At 71.0% G+C, this 17,402-nt stretch carries 19 protein-coding genes; 7 read left to right on the plus strand and 12 right to left on the minus strand.

Features of this window, described 5'->3' with window-relative positions:
• Positions 1 to 111 precede the first annotated feature (111 nt).
• Together ACFPFQ_RS16150 and ACFPFQ_RS16155 are read left to right on the plus strand one after the other, a co-directional pair.
• Entirely contained in the window at positions 112 to 1,461 is a 1,350-nt protein-coding gene (locus tag ACFPFQ_RS16150; protein ID WP_379619485.1) for a HAMP domain-containing sensor histidine kinase, read from the plus strand.
• The gene (locus ACFPFQ_RS16155; protein WP_379619487.1) at positions 1,458 to 2,162 is read left to right on the plus strand and encodes a response regulator transcription factor; all 705 of its coding nucleotides are present in this window, start codon (positions 1,458 to 1,460) and stop codon (positions 2,160 to 2,162) included. The genes ACFPFQ_RS16150 and ACFPFQ_RS16155 overlap by 4 nt, the downstream gene beginning before the upstream one ends.
• Positions 2,163 to 2,497: 335 nt before the next feature.
• Here the strand turns inward: ACFPFQ_RS16155 and ACFPFQ_RS16160 are convergent, their stop codons facing one another.
• The 4 genes from ACFPFQ_RS16160 to ACFPFQ_RS16175 all read right to left on the minus strand — a co-directional run bounded on the left by ACFPFQ_RS16160 (position 2,498) and on the right by ACFPFQ_RS16175 (position 6,062).
• Positions 2,498 to 3,454 carry a helix-turn-helix domain-containing protein gene (locus ACFPFQ_RS16160; protein ID WP_379619754.1) on the minus strand — a complete coding sequence of 319 codons (957 nt, stop codon included), beginning with the start codon at positions 3,452 to 3,454 and terminating at the stop codon, positions 2,498 to 2,500.
• 254 nt (positions 3,455 to 3,708) lie between these two features.
• Entirely contained in the window at positions 3,709 to 4,965 is a 1,257-nt protein-coding gene (locus tag ACFPFQ_RS16165; RefSeq protein WP_379619489.1) for an acyl-CoA dehydrogenase family protein, read from the minus strand.
• A 385-nt stretch (positions 4,966 to 5,350) separates the two neighbouring features.
• A complete protein-coding gene (locus ACFPFQ_RS16170) occupies positions 5,351 to 5,641 on the minus strand; it encodes a WhiB family transcriptional regulator (protein WP_379619491.1) in 291 nt (96 codons plus the stop codon).
• Positions 5,634 to 6,062 carry an STAS domain-containing protein gene (locus ACFPFQ_RS16175; RefSeq protein ID WP_379619493.1) on the minus strand — a complete coding sequence of 143 codons (429 nt, stop codon included), beginning with the start codon at positions 6,060 to 6,062 and terminating at the stop codon, positions 5,634 to 5,636. The genes ACFPFQ_RS16170 and ACFPFQ_RS16175 overlap by 8 nt, the downstream gene beginning before the upstream one ends.
• A 339-nt stretch (positions 6,063 to 6,401) precedes the next feature.
• On the opposite strand from ACFPFQ_RS16175, the gene ACFPFQ_RS16180 reads away from it, so the two are divergent.
• The gene (locus ACFPFQ_RS16180; RefSeq protein WP_379619495.1) at positions 6,402 to 6,728 is read left to right on the plus strand and encodes a MerR family transcriptional regulator; all 327 of its coding nucleotides are present in this window, start codon (positions 6,402 to 6,404) and stop codon (positions 6,726 to 6,728) included.
• Between the two features lie 168 nt (positions 6,729 to 6,896).
• On the opposite strand, the gene ACFPFQ_RS16185 is transcribed toward ACFPFQ_RS16180, so the two are convergent.
• The 3 genes from ACFPFQ_RS16185 to ACFPFQ_RS16195 form a co-directional block, all read right to left on the minus strand.
• The gene (locus ACFPFQ_RS16185; RefSeq protein ID WP_379619497.1) at positions 6,897 to 7,211 is read right to left on the minus strand and encodes a hypothetical protein; all 315 of its coding nucleotides are present in this window, start codon (positions 7,209 to 7,211) and stop codon (positions 6,897 to 6,899) included.
• Positions 7,212 to 7,393: 182 nt separating this feature from the next.
• Positions 7,394 to 8,362 (minus strand): MerR family transcriptional regulator, encoded by a 969-nt coding sequence (locus ACFPFQ_RS16190; protein ID WP_379619499.1) that lies wholly within the window; start codon positions 8,360 to 8,362, stop codon positions 7,394 to 7,396.
• Positions 8,359 to 8,511: a hypothetical protein gene (locus tag ACFPFQ_RS16195; RefSeq protein ID WP_379619501.1), complete on the minus strand. Its 153-nt coding sequence runs from the start codon at positions 8,509 to 8,511 to the stop codon at positions 8,359 to 8,361. Before ACFPFQ_RS16195 ends, ACFPFQ_RS16190 begins: the two co-directional genes overlap by 4 nt.
• A gap of 415 nt (positions 8,512 to 8,926) precedes the next feature.
• On the opposite strand from ACFPFQ_RS16195, the gene ACFPFQ_RS16200 reads away from it, so the two are divergent.
• The 3 genes from ACFPFQ_RS16200 (at position 8,927) to ACFPFQ_RS16210 (ending at position 11,717) form a co-directional block, all read left to right on the plus strand.
• Positions 8,927 to 9,544 (plus strand): STAS domain-containing protein, encoded by a 618-nt coding sequence (locus tag ACFPFQ_RS16200; protein ID WP_379619756.1) that lies wholly within the window; start codon positions 8,927 to 8,929, stop codon positions 9,542 to 9,544.
• Positions 9,541 to 11,223, plus strand: coding sequence for a cytochrome b (locus ACFPFQ_RS16205; RefSeq protein ID WP_379619503.1), 1,683 nt, complete (start codon positions 9,541 to 9,543; stop codon positions 11,221 to 11,223). Before ACFPFQ_RS16200 ends, ACFPFQ_RS16205 begins: the two co-directional genes overlap by 4 nt.
• A 128-nt stretch (positions 11,224 to 11,351) precedes the next feature.
• Positions 11,352 to 11,717 (plus strand): hypothetical protein, encoded by a 366-nt coding sequence (locus ACFPFQ_RS16210; protein ID WP_379619505.1) that lies wholly within the window; start codon positions 11,352 to 11,354, stop codon positions 11,715 to 11,717.
• Between the two features lie 258 nt (positions 11,718 to 11,975).
• Here the strand turns inward: ACFPFQ_RS16210 and ACFPFQ_RS16215 are convergent, their stop codons facing one another.
• Entirely contained in the window at positions 11,976 to 12,656 is a 681-nt protein-coding gene (locus tag ACFPFQ_RS16215; RefSeq protein ID WP_379619507.1) for an SDR family NAD(P)-dependent oxidoreductase, read from the minus strand.
• Between the two features lie 237 nt (positions 12,657 to 12,893).
• On the opposite strand from ACFPFQ_RS16215, the gene ACFPFQ_RS16220 reads away from it, so the two are divergent.
• Positions 12,894 to 13,490, plus strand: a complete 597-nt coding sequence (locus ACFPFQ_RS16220) for a carboxymuconolactone decarboxylase family protein (RefSeq protein ID WP_379619509.1) — start codon at positions 12,894 to 12,896, stop codon at positions 13,488 to 13,490.
• A 2-nt stretch (positions 13,491 to 13,492) separates the two neighbouring features.
• On the opposite strand, the gene ACFPFQ_RS16225 is transcribed toward ACFPFQ_RS16220, so the two are convergent.
• The 4 genes from ACFPFQ_RS16225 to ACFPFQ_RS16240 are packed head-to-tail and all read right to left on the minus strand — an operon-like array spanning position 13,493 to position 17,350.
• Entirely contained in the window at positions 13,493 to 13,966 is a 474-nt protein-coding gene (locus ACFPFQ_RS16225) for a nuclear transport factor 2 family protein (protein ID WP_379619511.1), read from the minus strand.
• Between the two features lie 2 nt (positions 13,967 to 13,968).
• Positions 13,969 to 14,994 carry an LLM class flavin-dependent oxidoreductase gene (locus tag ACFPFQ_RS16230; protein ID WP_379619513.1) on the minus strand — a complete coding sequence of 342 codons (1,026 nt, stop codon included), beginning with the start codon at positions 14,992 to 14,994 and terminating at the stop codon, positions 13,969 to 13,971.
• A gap of 3 nt (positions 14,995 to 14,997) precedes the next feature.
• Positions 14,998 to 16,002 carry an amidohydrolase family protein gene (locus ACFPFQ_RS16235; RefSeq protein WP_379619515.1) on the minus strand — a complete coding sequence of 335 codons (1,005 nt, stop codon included), beginning with the start codon at positions 16,000 to 16,002 and terminating at the stop codon, positions 14,998 to 15,000.
• Positions 15,995 to 17,350: a metal-dependent hydrolase family protein gene (locus tag ACFPFQ_RS16240; RefSeq protein ID WP_379619517.1), complete on the minus strand. Its 1,356-nt coding sequence runs from the start codon at positions 17,348 to 17,350 to the stop codon at positions 15,995 to 15,997. Before ACFPFQ_RS16240 ends, ACFPFQ_RS16235 begins: the two co-directional genes overlap by 8 nt.
• Positions 17,351 to 17,402 lie beyond the last annotated feature (52 nt).

The following is a 17,402-nucleotide window of genomic DNA, read 5'->3' on the forward strand; positions in this document are numbered from 1 at the left end:
CACAACAGGCAAACGGACGGCAAACCGCACCCTGACCGTCCGGTCACCGGAGCCTGCGCCATGCTGGACGCCCGGGGACCGCAACTGCCGGCACGGCAGGCAGGAGGCACCGTGCGCGTACGGATCGTCGGCCTCACCGTGCTCGCGGCGATTCTGGCCATCGCACTGTTCGGGCTGCCACTCGCCGCGATCGTCGCGAAGTACCTCATCGATGACGAGCGCTCCGAGCTGGAGCGCAAGGCCGATGTCGCCGCGCTCGCCCTGTCCGCCGAACTGACCAGCGGGCTGACCCCGACCGATCTTCCCGCCGTCGGAACCGGATCGGTCATCGCCCTCTACGACCCGACCGGCCGGCTCCTGCTCGGCACCGGCCCACCGGCGCTGGACGCCTCCCTGCGGCGCGTGCTCGGCGGCGAGATCCGCGCCGGTGACGCGGGTCCGGACTTCGTCGTCGCCGTGCCGATCAGCAAGGACGGCGCCGTCACCGGGGTCATCCGCGCTGCGACCGGCCGGTTCGCGATCTACCTGCAGATCGGAGGCGCGTGGCTGCTCATGGCCGCCCTGGCTGTCGTGGCACTGGGCGGGGCATGGCTCATGGCCCGCCGGCAGGCAGCCCGGCTGTCCCGACCGCTGGAGCAGCTCTCCGACACCGCCGGGCGCCTCGGTGACGGCGACCTCACCGCCCGCGTGCCGCCGTCAGCGATCCCGGAGATCGACGCCGTCGGCACCGCCCTCAACCGCACCGCCGGACGGCTCGGTGACCAACTGGCCCGGGAACGAGCCTTCTCCGCCGACGCCTCCCACCAGCTGCGGACCCCGCTCGCCGGGCTCCGACTGACACTCGAGACCGCTCTGGAGGCCGCACCCGAGTCAATCCACTCCGAGACAGGCGACTCCGAGACAGGCGACTCCGACCGGGACCTGCGCCGCGCCATCACCACCGCGATCAGTTCAGCCGATCGCCTGGAACGCACCGTCGAGGACCTGCTCGCGCTCGCCCGCGACACCACCCGCGGTACCGAGACACTCCACGTCGCACCGCTGCTCGACGAGCTCGCCCAGCGTTGGCGGGAGGCGCTGGCCGGCGGCGGACGAACCCTGCGCATCGCACTGCCCCCCGACATCCCGACCGCGGCCGCATCGACCGCGGCGATCCGCGAGACCCTCGACGTGCTGCTGTCCAACGCGGTCCGCCACGGCGCCGGCACCGTGACCGTCACCGCCCGAGATGCCGGAGACGCCATGGCCATCGACGTCTCCGACGCAGGTGCCGTCGAGGAGACCGCAACCCTGTTCGAACGACGAGCACCCGGCGCCGCCGGCCACGGCATCGGGCTGGCGATGGCCCGCAGCCTCGTCGAGGCCGAAGGCGGCCGACTGGTCCTGACCGCGACCACACCGACCACCTTCACGGCACTCCTGCCGGTGCAGCGAGATACGGCGCCTACCCTGAGTCGATGAGCCGGCTGCTGATCGTGGAGGACGACGAGACGATCGGCAGCGCCCTGACCACCAGCCTCCGCGCCCACGGTCACGAGGTGATGTGGCACCGAACCGGGCTCGGCGCCCTGCAGCACTGGGAGCGCAGCACGACGGCAGTGCCGGTGGATCTGGTGCTGCTCGACCTCGGCCTGCCCGATCTCGACGGCGTCGAGGTCTGCCGCCGCATGCGCACGGCCCAGCCCGCTGCCGTCATCGTCATCCTCACCGCCCGTACCGACGAGATGGACGTGGTCGTCGGCCTGGAAGCCGGCGCCGACGACTACCTCACCAAACCCGTTCGCCTCACCGAGCTGCACGCCAGGGTCCGCGCCCACCTCCGCCGCGCCGTCCCCTCCGCCGCGCCCACCACCATCGCCATCGGCGACCTCGTCGTCGACACCGCCGGGCGCCGCGCCGCCGTCCACGAGCACGAGATTCCGTTGCGCGCCAAGGAGTTCGACCTCCTCGCTCGCCTCACCGCCGAACCCGGCGTCGCCATCAGCCGCGCCACCCTCATGACCGACGTCTGGGACGAGCACTGGTTCGGCTCCACCAAGACCCTCGACGTCCACGTCGCAGCGCTGCGCAAACACCTGGCGGCGCATGCCGAGCACGGAGATGTCCCACAGATCGTCACGCTCCGGGGCCACGGCTACCGGATCGAGACCCGGACCGGCTGACCGAGGGGTCCTGCCGGCTCAACCCGACGGGCTGCGCGACCGCGGCCTCGTGGACACCGCAGGCGGGTTCACCGTCGCCGGCCGGGAGAGGACGGTCGATCGGTGGAGATCGCGAACCTGGCCGCGAAGTCAACGTTCCCGTTGGCAGAACTCCGATTGATCGGTCGAACGTCGCCTCGGTCCGGGGACTGCGGCGCTCTTCGACCCGTGTCGGCCCGGATCACCGGCGCGGTCAGGGCCGTGAGCAACCGTCGGGCCAGCTCGCTGGGGAAGCGGGTCCGGCTCGACATAGCCGGCACGATCACGTCGCTGCTCGGCCTGGTTGGGGTGCTGACCTACGCCCGATACTGCGACGGGAGGCAGTCGTACCGTGCCCTGAATGCGCGGTTCAGGTGTGACAGGTCGCAGAATCCCCACTGCGCCGCGATCTCGGTCAGCGACCGCGGCGAGCCGGCCGCGAGTTCCTGCGCGCATCCGTCGAGGCGGAAGCCAATCACGGTCTGCGCGAACGATCGGTCCGAGTCCGCGTAGAGCCGGTGGAGCGTGCGGGTCGAGATCCCGAACCGGCGCGCCACCCGGACGGCGGAGAGGTCCCCGTGACGGATGTTGGCCATCGCGTAGCGATTGATCGATGCGCGCAGAGCCGCGTCGAGTTCGCCCCGGCAGGCGTCGCGCAACCGGTCCCCGCCGCCCGCAGCGGCAGCGAGCAGCGCGGTGATTGCCGTGTCGGCGGCCGACGCCTGCGGTCCGTCGAGAGTGTCTGCCGTGCGCCAGATGGCGGCCATTGTCGACGCGACCAGGGCCGCCGCTCCTCCCGCGTTCGCATCGTGGGTCACCGCTGCGAACGCGAGCGGGTCGGCAACGAGCGGTACGAGTTGGGATCGCGGGACGCGGAAGGACAGGACGTGCCATTCCTGGGTCGCCGGCTCGCCGACGAACTCCAGCCGGTACTCGCTCGTGGTGTCGAACATCGCGAACGCGCCCGCAGGGATGACACAGGTCCGGTCACCCTGCGCCGCGATGCAGTGCCCGCGCAGTTGCAGGTTGACGAACACCTGGTCGGATTCGGTGCGCCGCACCTCCGCTTCGCCGTGCGAGATGAGCTGGGTGGCGGACACGACCTCGGCGCAGTTGATCGCGGTGAGCGGTGTGGACCGGACCCAGCTGGTGATCCCGGACTGGCGGGGGCCTGCGGGGCGGTGAGCTGAGCGGCGCTCCGTCGCAAGGGGCGTGAACGCCTCACAGATGACCTCCCGCCAGTAGCTGAACTGCTCGGTCGGCGGGCGGTTCATGGTCGTCCAGTAGGGCACCGCTCTGCCTCCTCGCCTCGATGTGCGAGAGCCCGACCTGTCGGCCGGGCGTTCGGAGGTGTCGAACAGTACCGCAGCGCGCGTCCTCCCGAAGGGTCCGAACTCAGTTCCGACGGGCCCGCGCGATGACCCCCACCTGCCAGGACGCGGGATACTCCCGGCGAGAGGCACTCCTTCGACACGGAGTCACAGGTGGTCGCCGGACCGTCACGGCGACCACCTGCGGACTACGCAGGTCAGGACGTCGAGAGGCGGTTCTCGGCCGCTCCGGCCGGGTCGTACGTGGGGTCCTGGAACATCTCGTGCAGCTGGCGTCGCCGGACGCCCATGTTGCCGCCGTCGTAGACCGGGAAGCACAGGACGTCCTGCATGATGCCCGCGATCGGAGTCAGGTCTGTGTAGGCATCGACGCCGACCAGGCGCATGGCGTCGTAGACGACCTGCACCGACGTCTCCGAGGCGAAGACCTTCGTGATGTTCGCCAGCTCGCGGTCCTTGCCGCCGGTTTTGTCGAAGTGGTCCGCGGCCTTCCAGGTCAGGTAACGAGCCGCTTCGATGCGGATCTTCAGGTCGGCGAGCATGTAGCCGGCGTTCTGGTACTCGATGACGGGGTGGGGGCCGGACCGGTTGTCGGTCCGGGCGAACTCGTAGGCGTAGTCGAACGCCGCGCGCATCCGGCCCACGCAGGCCGCGCCGATCGGGGCGCAGGTCCAGGAGAACGCCGTCTTGACGATCTCCATGCCGTCGCCGGGCCGGCCGAGGATATTGCCCGCCGGTACCCGCACGTCGGTGAACTCGAGTCGCGGCGAGATCGTCGCGCGATGCCCGATCGTGTCGATGATCCCGGTGATCTCCACCCCCGGGGTGCCCTTCTCGACCACGATCACCGCGAGCGACTCCTGCGGCGGCTTGTCCGGGTCGGTGCGGCACACCAGCGTGATCACATCGGGCAGCTCGCGATTCCAGCCGCTGCCGTTGGTCGTGTAGTGCTTCGCGCCGTTGATGACCCACTCGTCGCCGTCGAGCTCGGCGAACGTCTGTACGCCGACCTTCGGGTCGACGGAGTCGAAGTTCGCTCCGCCGGTCACCTCGGTGAAACCGAACGCGGCCAACCGTGGCTCGTCGTCGGTGAAGGGGCGCAGGAACCGCTCCTTCTGCTCGGGGGTGCCGAAGTGGATGATCGGCTGCAGCCCCAGACCGGTGGCCAGGACCGCGGTCGGCGTGTTGATGTCGACCCGTGCGAGCTCCTCGGCGGCGAGCACGAACGACAGCGACGAGAACTTGTTGCCGCCATACTCGTCGGGGATCAGCGCCTTCAGGAAACCCGCGTCAACCATCTGCTGGTAGAAGGGCCTGATCGCGTAGAAGCGCTCCTCCGGCCCCGGGATATCGGCGAGCGCCGCCGCGACGCCGGTGAGCACCGTGTCGGCGAACTGCCGGGCGCCGGCGCGCAGCCCCAGCTGGTCCTGGTCGAGGCTGAAGTCGAGTGCCATTCTCGTCCCTCCGTGCTCAGGCCCGGCCGGACGGCCGGAACCTGAGCGAGTGTGCGGCGCGAGGGCGGGTCGGCACTTGGACGAGAACGACGTGCGGCTGGAACATTCGTGCCAGCCGCAGCCTCACGCCATCAACTCACGCTCGTCCACCCGCGCGACAACCCGCGGGTCCGATGAACACAGGACGGGATCGCGATCATGAGCAGGAGGCCGCGTCCACCTCCGCTGCGCCTGCCGTGACGCCTACAGCAACAACTCGGAGCCCACTGCCCACAGCTGATCACCAACCGCTGCCAGTTGGACGGGCACCAGTGGATCTCCGAGTGTCGTGCGGTCGACGTCGCACGGGCGACCGCGGTACTACCCCAGGCCGAGCCGGGCGTCGTCAGCGGGCTCGGGCGCCGCTGGCTTCGATGACGGCGGCGCGCTCATCGACCGACATCCCACCCCATACCCCGTACGGTTCCTGCACCGTGACGGCGTAGCGGCGGCAAGCATCGATGACCGGGCAGGCCCGACAGACCCGCTTCGCGCGCGCCTCCCGATCGAACCGGGCGATCCCGCGCTCCCCCTCCGGATGGAAGAAGACCGCGTTGTCCAACTCCCGACACGCGGCGCGCATCTGCCACGTCCAGTTGTCGGCCACCGGTCTGGGCAGCCTTCGGATGTCAGCCACGGTCGGTTCCGGCGGCGCGAGCGGCAGCCGGCGTCGGGAAGACCGCGCACCACTCACCGGCCGAGGTGATCTCCATCAGGCGCAGCACCGGCCTGTGGTCGGCCACCACCGCGAGCCGGACGCCCGCGGCGCTCGCCCGGGCGGACGCGATGGCGAGGGCGTCGAGTCCCCGGGTGCTCATGAATCCCACCTCACGCAGGTCCACGAGAACGGTTCGGCAACTCGGGTGTGCCAGTGCGCCGTCCAGGCAGGCCAGCAGTTCAGCCGCGGTGACCATGTCGACCTCACCGACCGCGACGACGTGCATCTCGCCCAGCGGGCCGGTCAGTGTCGACAGCGTGAGCGAGGTGCCACGCGCGCCGCAACCATCGGTCCGGACGGGCTCAGGGACTTCGGTCGGGGGATTGCTCGTCGAGGCCACAGCCACCATCTCCTCCGCGCACGGCGGACTTCTGTGCGGTGCCGCCGCGGGGTCCGGGGCGGGGTGCCCTGCACGCTGCGGCGGAGTTCGCAGCGCACGTCGCGTCGGTGCACTGCTGCCACCACCACACAAACGGCAGGCACGACCACGACGAGCAAACCGTTTCATAACCGTCGCGGATGCGCCAGTGGGGACGCGGCTACGAACGTGGGTCAACCCATTCGCCGAACCCGGACGCCCCGTCTGCTACCCCGGCGTCGGCCCAGGGCCTGCTCGCCGGGTGACGGCGCCCGACCGCGCCGCGCGGTGGTGCCAGGAGGCGGCGACGGGAGCAGCGCCATGCCGCACTACAGCCCGGCTTCGGTGGCGGCGCGGCTCGGCGTGACTGCGGCGACCCTGCGGACGTGGCACCACCGCTGCGAATTGGGGCCCACCGGCCGCACGGCGGGCGGTCACCGCCGCTTCAGCGAGGCAGATCTCGAGCGGCTCGACATGATGCGCGACCTGACCACCAGTGGGATCGGGGTCGCCGAGGCCGCCCGGTCGTCTCACCAGGCACCCCACCGGACAGCACCACCCCACAGCCGGCCCCTCGATACGAGTGGCCTTGGCCAGGCTCGTCGAGGCCGACGGGCCCGGACACCGGTGGTGTCCCGATCGGGCTGATCGCGTTGACCTGCAACGAGACCGCGCACTTGTTCAACCGGCTGGTCATCGACCCCGCACGGCGCACCCTCGACACCATTGCCAAGGTTCCCGAGCTGGACGAACTGGCGATGCCGGCACCAACGCCGAGCCCGAACCAGCCACTACGATGCCCGGCCCAACACATGATCACGATCTGGAACTGTCGTACTGGGACGCGAGATGTGATTGCGCCGGAGATCCGTGGCGTTGCGACAGGATGGGACTGGTGCAGGCGAGGACTGCGGCGGCGAGGTCGAGCAACTGACCGCCGGTTCGTTGCGGCCAGCCCGGGCCGCCCAGCACCAGTGTCGTGTGTTCGAGGCTGGGGTGGCGGCGGAGTGTGGCGAGTTCGTCTTGTCGGGCGGTGTGGCGGGAGTGGGCCCATAGGAAGATCACTGTGGGTTCGAGCCGGCCGGCGGCGTCGAGGAGGGCCTGGGGTGGCACGGAGGCGCCGAGCAGCACGCTGGGTTGGTGCACCTCGGCGAGCGCTGCGGCGAGAGCCTGCAGGGGTAGGACGTGCCGCGGGTCCGGAGCAGCGCAACGACGCCCGCACACGCAGGTGCGGCCGTTTCGTTCCCCTGTACTGCTGGCGCACGCTACGCCTCACACCGACATGTTCGGCACCGCCGGGCGCGCCGTCGGACTCAGGGCGTGGATGGCCCATCGATGCAGATCCGCAGGGCTGCGGGGAGGTCCTCGACCAGGGCTGCCGCCCACCGAGGCAGTGGGCGGGGCCATCCCGGGCCGCCCAGCACGAGCGCCGGTAGGGCCAGGTTCGGGGACACGGGGATGTCGGTGAGGTCGATCCGTCGGGCCGTGGCCGGGGCATGTGACCACAGGAAGATCACCGTGGGCCCGACGCGCGCGGCAGCAGCGAGGAGGGCGGTGGAGGGGACCGAGGCACCCAGCAGCACGCTGGGTCGGTTCAGCTCGGCCAGTGCCGCCGACAACGCGTGCAGCGGGAGAACGTGCTGTTCCCCGTCGGGTGCGGCGATCAGGGTCGGTGGCACCGAGTGCCAGCGGCGTTCGCGCCGGACGACGTCGCTGAGCGCGGAGCGGATCGACTCGGACAGGACGTGCTCAGCCTGGACGCCGTCTGCGGAGCGGGCGAATCGTTCGCCGGCATGTCGCAGGGCAGGGGTGATCAGGTCCGCCCAGGCCGTGAGGACGCCGTGCATGAGGAGTGCGTCGCTGACGATCCGGCCGGTGGTTGCCTGGTCGAGATCGTCGGCGGCCGCGATGAGCGACTCCACGTCGAGGATCTGGCTCTGGGCCGGCGATGGCCGGGCCGGTGACAGGGGTGTCTGGTGCGACAGCCGTGCGGCCTCGGCGACCCCGATCCCGCTGGTGGTCAGGTCGCGCATCGTGTCGAGCCGTTGGAGGTCGGCCGGGCTGTAGCGGCGGTGACCACCCGCTGTGCGGCCGGTGGGCCCCAGGTCATATCGGTGGTGCCACGTCCGGAGGGTCGCCGCTGTCACGCCGAGCCGCCGCGCCACCGAGGCAGGGCTGTAGAGCGGAGTGGCGCTGGCCATGTCGTCCCCTCCGGTGTCCTCGTCGACCTCGGGGTCGATGTCGGCGGCGGCGCGGGCGCGGCGTGCGTCGGCGGTGGTCACTGGTCGCCGACGGCGTGGGTCGGCGCAGCCGGCTGAGGGTTGCGTGCGCTGCTGGTTGCGGCCGCGTGCCGGTCAGCCTGCGTGCTGAGGCCGAGGCCGGTGAGCCGCATCATGCGGGTCATCATCCTCGTATTGCGGGTGAGCACCACTCGGGGACCATCGCGCGGGCGCCATCGTGCGTCCGTCACCCGACGAGCCGGCCATGGGCCGGTGCCGGGGTGTAGCTGGGGTGTCGGGCGGGGTGGCGGTGCTCGGCGAACGGGTTGACTCGCGTCCGCAGCCCCGCGCCCGGTGGCGCATCTGCGACGGTTGTGAAACGGTTTGGTCGTCGTGGTGGTGCGTGCCGTGTTGTGTGGTGGTGGCAGCAGTTCTCCGTCTCGACGCGCATCTGTGCGGTCTTCGACGCTGCGCGCCAGGCATCCCGCTCCGGACCCCGTGGCGGCACCGCACACAAGTCCGCTGCGTGCGGAGGAGGTGGTGGCTGTGGCCTCGACGAGCAGTCCCCCGACCGAAGTCCGTGAGCCCGTCCGGACGGATGGCAGCATCGGGTGCAGCAACTGGCTGGTGCTGTCGACGCTGACCGGGCCGCTGGGCGAGACGTGCGTCGTCGCGGTCGGTGAGGTCGACCTGGCCACCGCGGGCGAACTGCTGGCGTGTTGGGACGGGGCCCTGGCGCATCCGAGTTGCCGCACCGTTGTGGTGGATCTGCGTGCGGTGGGGTTCCTGGGCACCCAGGGTCTCGACGTTCTGGGCCTTGCGTCCGCCCGAGCGAGGGCTGCGGATGTGTGGCTGGCGGTGGTGGCCGATCATCGGGCGGTCCTGCGGCCGCTGCAGATCACCGGGGCTGGTGAGTGGTGCGCAGTTTCCCGACGGTGCCTGCGGCTCGCGCTGCCGGGGCCGGTCGTGGCTGGCATCCGCAGGCTGCCCGCTGTCGGCGCCCGGCCTGGCTGCGGGATGGGGCCACCGCGGTCGCCCGTGACCGTCAACCGGGCGACCGCGTGCTTCCGCCACGACGGCCGGAGAGTCGGATCAGCGCCGGCACGGCTCACGTGTCCGCGACGTACCCGGCATCGGCATCGGCGGTCATGCCAGCCAACGTGTGGGACGCACCGGATCCAGCCTGACCCCAGCCGCGAAGAACACCAGCGCGTGCACATGAGCGAACAAGGACGGCGACGATGAGCGCACTGACCACCCCGAGCAGCTCGCGTGGGCATCGCGCAGCTGCCGCGTTGGATGAGCTCGACCAGCGGTATCACCCCGCGGTCGGCCTGCGGAGGCAGTTCAACAAGGTCTTCCCGACGCACTGGTCGTTCATGCTCGGTGAGATCGCGCTGTACAGCTTCATCGTGCTGCTGCTCTCGGGCACCTTCCTCGCCCTGTTCTTCGACCCCTCCATGGAGGAGGTCACCTACAACGGCGTGTTCACCAACCTGCGCGGCATCGGCATGTCGAAGGCCTACGAATCGACACTGCACCTCTCCTTCGACGTCCGCGGCGGCCTGTTCGTCCGCCAGCTGCACCACTGGGCCGCGCTGCTGTTCATGGCCGCGATGGTCGCCCACATGATCCGCACGTTCTTCACCGGCGCGTTCCGCAAGCCACGCGAAGCCAACTGGATCATCGGCGTACTGCTGCTGTTCCTCGGCTTCTTCGCCGGCTTCACCGGCTACTCGCTGCCTGACGACCTGCTCTCCGGCACCGGCCTGCGCATCGCGTCGGGCTTCATCCTGTCGGTGCCCGTCATCGGCACCTGGACCCACTGGGCGATCTTCGGCGGCGAGTTCCCCGGCACCGAGATCATCCCCCGCGTCTACATCGCCCACGTGCTGCTCATCCCGGGCATCCTGCTCGCCCTGATCACCGTGCACGTCGGGCTGGTCTGGTACCAGAAGCACACCCACTTCCCCGGCCCCGGCCGCACCGAGGGCAACGTCGTCGGCGTCCGGATCCTCCCCACGTTCGCAGCCAAGGGCGGCGCCTTCATGGCCGTCACCGTCGGTGTCACGGGAATCCTTGCGGGGCTGTTCCAGATCAACCCGATCTGGAACTTCGGGCCGTACGACCCGGCCCACATCTCGGCCGGTTCGCAGCCGGATTGGTATGTCATGTTCACCGACGGCATGCTGCGGATCTTCCCGCCGTGGGACATCCATATCGGGCACTACAATCTCGCGCCGGCATTCTGGGCGGCCCCGGCGTTCCTCCCCGTGCTCTACGTCCTGTTGGGTGCCTACCCATGGATCGAACGCAGGTTCACCGGCGACAATGCAATCCACAATCTGTTGCAGCGCCCCCGCGACGTCCCGGTGCGCACCTCGCTCGGTGTCATGGGCATCGCGTTCTACACCGTGCTGTCGATGAGCAGCTTCAACGACTGGATCGCGTACTTCTTCGACGTGTCGCTGAACGCCACCACCTGGGCCGGTCGGATCGGGGTCCTGATCGTCCCGCCGATCGCCTACGACGTCACCTACCGGTTCTGCATCGGGCTCCAACGCGGTGACCGCGCGGTACTCGAGCACGGCATCGAGACCGGCATCATCAAGCGGCTCGCGCACGGCGAGTTCATCGAGGTCCACCAGCCACTGGCCGGCGTCGACTCCCACGGGCACGCGATCCCGCTGACGTATCAGGGTGCCGCGGTACCGAAGCGGATGAACCAGTTGGGCGTGGGTGGCGCGCCGGTTCCCGGCTCGCTGCTGCGCCCCGACCCCGTCGAGCAGACCGCTGCACTGGAGCTGGCCCGGGCGGTCGAATTCAGGACGGAAAGGGATCGGAATGGTTCCGGCACGCTGATCCACGAACCAGCGAGCGAGCAGGGGCAGCCTGCACGGGCCGACCCGGCGCGGCCTCGATGATGCGACATCGAGCACTGATGGCGCTAGGTCGTGTTGGCAAAGGGATGATCTGGGCGCGAAGGTCGCGATCAGGACTTCGTGAACGCGGCCTACGTGAAGACAGGCAATCCGACGGTGGGCGTGCGCCCGTGGACGAGCTGCAGGGTCAGCACTCGCCAGGAGCCGCGATCGATGATCTGTTGGCGGCCGCCGGTCACGGTGACGTGGACGCCTTCGCCGCGTTTTACGATCTGACCGCTGCAATGGTCTTCGGGCTCATGCGGGGTGCACTGGGGAAGGAAACCGATGTCGCCGAGCAGGCCACTGCACGGGCCTACCTCCAGGTGTGGCGAAGCGCCCCGTCGTTCCATCCCAGTGACGGTCCTGCCACGGCACTGCTGTTGATCAGCGCCTGGCGGGAGCTCGCCGCCCTTCGCGACGACACCCGTCCTCGATCCCCGTCCGTTGTCCACGCCATCACTGCCGCGAGTCCGGACTGCAGCGAAACAACCTAGTAGACCGTCGCGGCTGATTCGCGGGCCCGGCGCCCCACCGTCACCGACCCGGTCGCGGCGTGTCCACACCGGCCGGCAGCCGACTCAGCGTCGTCTTGCCCGCACCCGGACGGCCCGACCACAGCGAGCCGCGCTCCTGGCTGCACCGTGAGGTCCACCCCGGTGCACGACATCCGGCCCACTCCCGTAGCCGTACCGGACGCCGGACACCTCGATCCGGTCCACCCGGCAGCAACAGCGGCGCGTCGATGCCGTCGATCAGCAGGCGGTCCATCCGCCGTCGACGGGCAGGACGACGCCCGTGACGTAGGCCGCCGCCGCTGAGATCAGGTAGGCCGCGGCGGCCGCGATGTCGGCGACCTCGCCGTGTGCGCCCGTCGGTACGCGGTCCAGCAGCCATCGGCGCTGCGCGGGGTCGCCGAGCTTGTCGGCGGTCATCGGCGTGGCGATCACGCCGGGAGCGATCGCGTTCACCCGGATCTGCGCCGTGGCGAGCTCGACCGCCGCGGCCCGGACCAGCCCCGCGATGCCCGCCTTGGCCGCCACGTAGTGCACCTGCCCGGCGACGGCGTGGGTACCGGTGACCGAGCTGATGGCCACCACCGCGCCCGGTCTCCCGTCCCGGATCCAGCGACGCGCGCAGCCCCGGATCCCCAGGAACGTGCCACGGACATGCACAGCCAGCATCCGGTCGAACTCCTCGACCTCGAGGTCGACCAGCGGCGCGCGGCTGCGGAAGCCAGCGCAGTTGACCATGGCGTCGAGCGGCCCGGCCGCGTCGAGCACCGCGTCCCAGGAGTCCTGTTCGGCCACGTCGAGCTGCACCTGCCCGACGCCGGGCAACAGGTCGGCGCCCACGACGTCGCAACCCTGTTCGGCCAGCAGAGCGGCGGTACCGGCACCGATGCCCGACGCCGCTCCCGTGACGAGTACCCGCATGACGCCTCCTCGACCCATCACCATGATCGGCGTTAGGACGCTAACGTCGGTCGATGCCAGACGCAAGAGGAAGCCGAGTGCGCGATCGCGGATGATGCTTGCGGCCTGCAATCACTTCGCTACTGTCACGATCGAGGTCACCGGGCTAGCGTCGTCACTATCACGACGACCTTCCGACGCTGCCACGATCGGCCACCCTTTCCGGAACGCCCCCGTTACACCGAACAGGAGCACCCGATGGCCCGCCTGCACGCACTCGCCCCCGCCGAGTTCGCACCCGAGCTCCGCACCACGCTGGGACCGGCGCTCGGGGACCCGCAGGGACTGGGGCTGCTCCGGGTCCTCGCCCAGCGCCCGGACATCACGGCGGCGTTCCTGGCATTCCGCAGCCGGCTGGCCGCCGCCACGGCGCTGCCGCCACGGTTGGTCGAGCTGGTCCGGCTGCGGGTCGCGTTCCACAACCAGTGCCGCAGCTGCATGGCGCTGCGGACGAAGAGCGGCGCCGACGACGGTGTCACCGAGGCGCTCGTGTGCTCCCTTGAGCGGCCCGCCGAGGCCGCCGACCTGACCCCGGCCGAGCGCGCGGCACTGCGGTACGCCGATCTCGTGGCAACCGATCATCTCGCGGTCGACGACGCCGTGTTCGACGCCCTGCGCGCGCACTTCACCGAGCCGGAGATCGTCGAGCTGGGTGTGCAGCTGGCCGTCTTCGTCGGGTTCGGGCGGCTGTCGGCCACGTGGGACCTCGTCGACGACCTGCCCGACCGCTTCCTCGACCGCAGCGCACCCGTCACACCCTGGGGCGCGGACGCGGTCGTCGCCGACCACCGTTGACCTCACCCGGCAGGCGGCTGTCCGCCAGGGCGCCGGCGCGGCACCCACTCCCAGCTGATCTCGGGCCGGTTCTCGATCACCGCGGCGTGCACGCGCCGCTCGGCCAGCAGCCAGCCGGCCCCCGTGCGGGTCAGCACGTCGAGGTAGCGCAGGTGCGCTCGCCACCCGCGCCCGTGCCACTCCTCGTGCGTCGCCGTGACGTAGGTTGTCGCGCTCGCCCGATCGGGATCGGCCGGGTCGAAGACGACCCGGCTCTGCCCGAGCTGGTGGTGCGTGCGCCGGAACTGCGCCTGACCGGCAGCGATCCGATCACGCACCGCATCCCGGCCCGTGACGAGCCCGCCCCGGCCGGGTCCGTAGTCGGTGACGCAGTCGGGGGTGAACAGCGCGGCGACGGCCTCGATGTCGTACTCGTCGACGCGCTCGCAGTACAGCGCGAGCACATCGGCGACGGCGGCCCGGTCCTCGAGACGCATGGTCACTCCTGTCCTGACGAGCGTAGGCGGGGCAGCACGTGCTCCCCGAAGGTCGCGAGCCGGCGGCGCTGGACATCGAGGTCGGCCTCGGGGAACAGCAGCCGCAGCACCACGTGCACGTCGGCCCACCCGCTCAGCGCGTCGAGCACCGAGCGCACCCCGGCCACCACCTGCTCGACGTCCCCGGCGACCTGGAGGTAACCGTCGATCTCCCCGAGCGCGAGACCCGACGTGCCCGCGGGGTCCCCGACGAGCCCGGCGTAGACCCCCCGCCCCGCCTGCATGGCCTCGTAGCCCCGTTGCTGGCTGGCGAACGCGGCCCGGGCCGACGCCGCACCGCCGCCGGGCCCGTCGAGCACGCAGGCGAGGTTCACCCCGCGGGTGAACGAGGGGTCGAGCGGGTCGCGCACCGCAGCGAGCTGCGCCGATGCCGCCGCGACGATGTGCGGATCGCCGCGGCCGACGAGGTGCCCGTCGGCGGTCCGTCCCGCGCGCTCGACCGCCGCCGCGGCGTACCCGCCGAGCCAGATCGGGATCGGCCGGACCGGGGTCGGCGTCACCCGGACGTCGTGCAGCCCGAGCCGCCGGCTGCTGAACGGCTCCCCCGTCCAGGCCGCGCGCAACGCCTCGACCAGCGCGGTGAGCCGGACGCCCCGGGTGGCCGGGTCGACCCCGAACGCCGCGTACTCGTGCTCGGCGTAGCCCAGGCCGAGGCCCAGCACGAGCCGCCCGCCGCTGAGCCGATCGACGACGGCGGCGTCCTCGGCGATCCGCAGCGGGTGGTGCAGCGGAGCCAGCAGCAACCCGGTGCCCAGCAGGATCGTCTCGGTGGCCGGAGCCAGTGCGGCCAGCAGCGTCAGCGGCGACGGCAGGTACCCGTCGGGCAGGCCGTGGTGCTCGGTCACCCAGAACGAGTCGAAGCCCGCCTCCTCGGCGGCGACCGCCAGCGCGACCGCGTCGCGGTAGTCGGCACCGCGGGCATCGGATCCCTGCCCGGTGTAGAGGCCGACGCCGAACCGCCTGGCCACCGATCAGAGCCGCAGGAGCCGGGCCGCGTTCCCGGCCAGCGCCTGCCCCAGCTCGCCACCGGGCGCCTCGCCCGCGCCCGAGTCCCAGCCGGCGAAGTTCGTGCCGAACACGAGACGCTCGGTGCCGGCGTGGGCCACCAGCAGGTCGAGCGACAGCTCGTCGTGCACGTGGGTGTCGAACCAGATCCGCCGGTAGTAGTGGTCGAACCCGTTCTCGCGCAGGGCCTTTCCCGCCCACGGCCGCTTCTCGACGGCGCGCGCGAACCGGCCGGAGACGAACGCCGCCGCTCCCCCGCCGTGCGAGACGCACACGTCCAGGCCCGGGTGGCGCTCCATGACCCCGCCGAACACCAGCGCCGCGACGGCGAGGGTCTCGTCGTAGGCGAACCCGAACAGCAGGTCCATGTCGAACCGGCGCAGCCGCACGTCGTCGGCCGGGCCCGCGGAGCCCAGCGGCGACGGGTGCACGAACAGCGGCACGTCGAGATCGACGAGCGCCTCGTAGAGGGGGTCGAGCTCGGGGTCGTCGAGGGTGCGACCGGCCGGGTCGGTGTCGATGTAGACACCGACCATCCCGAGCTGCGCCACGGCGCGCCGGGCCTCGGCGACCGCCGCCGCGATGTCCTGCACCGGCAGCTGCGCCGTGGCGAGGAGCCGGCCGGGGTGCTTCCCGGCGAGCTCGGCCAGTGCGTCGTTGTGCGCACGGGCGTACTCCGCTGCCGCGGCGGCCGGGAGGCCGTTGAAGTAGGTGATCGGGTTGGGCGAGAGCACCTGCAGGTCGACGCCCGTCGCGTCCATCGCGGCGAGGCGCACGTCCACGTCCATGAACGGGCTGCCGGCGTACTTCACGCCGTGCAGGACGTACTCGCCGACGCGGTAGAAGGGGGTGCCATCGGGCCCGGTGCCCAGCTCGGGCCCGGCCGCCCCGGCCGCTCCCTCGGCCATCGCCAGCACGGCGTGGGCGTGGACGTCGATCACTCGCGGCGCACCGGCGGTCGGTTCAGACATGGGACAGGCGCTCCAGCTGCTCCTCGGTGAACGCCAGCGAGCGGGTCAGCGGGCACGCCGCCAGGAACCGCACCTGGTCCGACGTCCGTTGCCTGTGCTCCGGTATCGGGGTGACGAGGTCGATCCGCCTGCCCGCCTTGAACACCTCGGCGATCGCGTCCTTGCGCTGCAGCACGCGCACGTCGGCGAGCGGGTCGCCGTCGACCACGAGTACATCGGCGACCTTGCCGGCCTCCAGCGTGCCGACCTCGCCCTCCATCCGCATGGCGAAGGCCCCGTTGCGGGTGGCCGCGACGATCGCCTCCATCGGAGTCATGCCCATGTACTGGACGAACATCTCCAGCTCCCGGGCGTGCCACTCGCCGACCGGGGTGACCGCGAAGCCCGTCTCCGAGCCGGTGAGGAACCGGACGCCCGCGGCGTGGGCCTTGGCCATCTGCTTCGCGGTGACCTCGATCTCGGCGCGGAACACCTCGAGCAGCTCGGGCGCGCTGCCGACCTTCGCGCCGTAGTCGGCGAGGTTGCCCAGCAGCGTGAACGTCGGGCACAGCGACGCCCCGGACTCGACCAGCGCCTCGAGCGCCTCGTCATCCAGGTAGGACGCGTGGTAGATCAGGTCGACCCCGGCGCGGGCGGCGTCGCGGGTGCTCTCGGAGTTGCGGCAGTGCGCGACGACCTTGGTGTTGAGCTCGTGGGCTGTGTCGCAGACGATGCGCAGCTCGTCGAAGTTCCAGACCTTGACCTCGGGGCCCTTCATCGACGGGATCAGGCCCGTCACCATGATCTTGATCCAGTCGACGCCGTACTTGATCTGCCGGCGGATCTCGTTGACCATCATGTCGCGGCCCTTGACCACCGTGGCGTAGGCCGTGGTGCCCTCATCGGCGATCATCCGCCCGGCCGTGCCGCCCAGCATCGTCATCAGCGCCTGGCCACCGGCCCGCATCCGCGGCCCCTCGACGATCCCCGCCTCGATCGCGTCGCGCAGCTCCACGCCGATGTTCCAGAGGCAGTCGGCGTCGAGCACGCTGGTGACACCGGCCCGCAGCACCTTGCGCGCGTTGTAGGCCGACAGCATCGAGCTGTAGGCCTCGGTGCGGTGGTGGAACAGCTCGTCGTTGCCGGTCGGCTCGCCGAACGTCAGGTGGGTGTGCGCGTCGATCAGCCCGGGCATCACCGTGCGCCCGGTCGCGTCGATACGAGCGTCGTCGGGACCGGCCTGCGCGAGCGCGGCAGCGCCGAGCGCGGCGATGCGTCCGTCGCGCAGGAGCACCGCCTCACCGGGACGCGCCGCAGCGCCCGTCCCGTCGACGACCTTGCCTCCGGTGATCAGCGTGCCGCCGCCCACGGTACCTCCTCGAACATCGTCGTCCACCCACCCGACGTCAGATCACTGACGA

It is taken from the genome of Pseudonocardia sp. GCM10023141, from assembly GCF_042653605.1.

Excerpts from the sequence above, each read along its gene's own strand:
- ACFPFQ_RS16155 (WP_379619487.1), top strand. The coding sequence starts at position 1,458 with ATGAGCCGGCTGCTGATCGTGGAGGACGACGAGACGATCGGCAGCGCC.
- ACFPFQ_RS16160 (WP_379619754.1), bottom strand. The coding sequence starts at position 3,454 with ATGAACCGCCCGCCGACCGAGCAGTTCAGCTACTGGCGGGAGGTCATC.
- ACFPFQ_RS16165 (WP_379619489.1), bottom strand. The coding sequence starts at position 4,965 with ATGGCACTCGACTTCAGCCTCGACCAGGACCAGCTGGGGCTGCGCGCC.
- ACFPFQ_RS16180 (WP_379619495.1), top strand. The coding sequence starts at position 6,402 with ATGCCGCACTACAGCCCGGCTTCGGTGGCGGCGCGGCTCGGCGTGACT.
- ACFPFQ_RS16205 (WP_379619503.1), top strand. The coding sequence starts at position 9,541 with ATGAGCGCACTGACCACCCCGAGCAGCTCGCGTGGGCATCGCGCAGCT.
- ACFPFQ_RS16215 (WP_379619507.1), bottom strand. The coding sequence starts at position 12,656 with ATGCGGGTACTCGTCACGGGAGCGGCGTCGGGCATCGGTGCCGGTACC.
- ACFPFQ_RS16220 (WP_379619509.1), top strand. The coding sequence starts at position 12,894 with ATGGCCCGCCTGCACGCACTCGCCCCCGCCGAGTTCGCACCCGAGCTC.
- ACFPFQ_RS16225 (WP_379619511.1), bottom strand. The coding sequence starts at position 13,966 with ATGCGTCTCGAGGACCGGGCCGCCGTCGCCGATGTGCTCGCGCTGTAC.
- ACFPFQ_RS16235 (WP_379619515.1), bottom strand. The coding sequence starts at position 16,002 with ATGTCTGAACCGACCGCCGGTGCGCCGCGAGTGATCGACGTCCACGCC.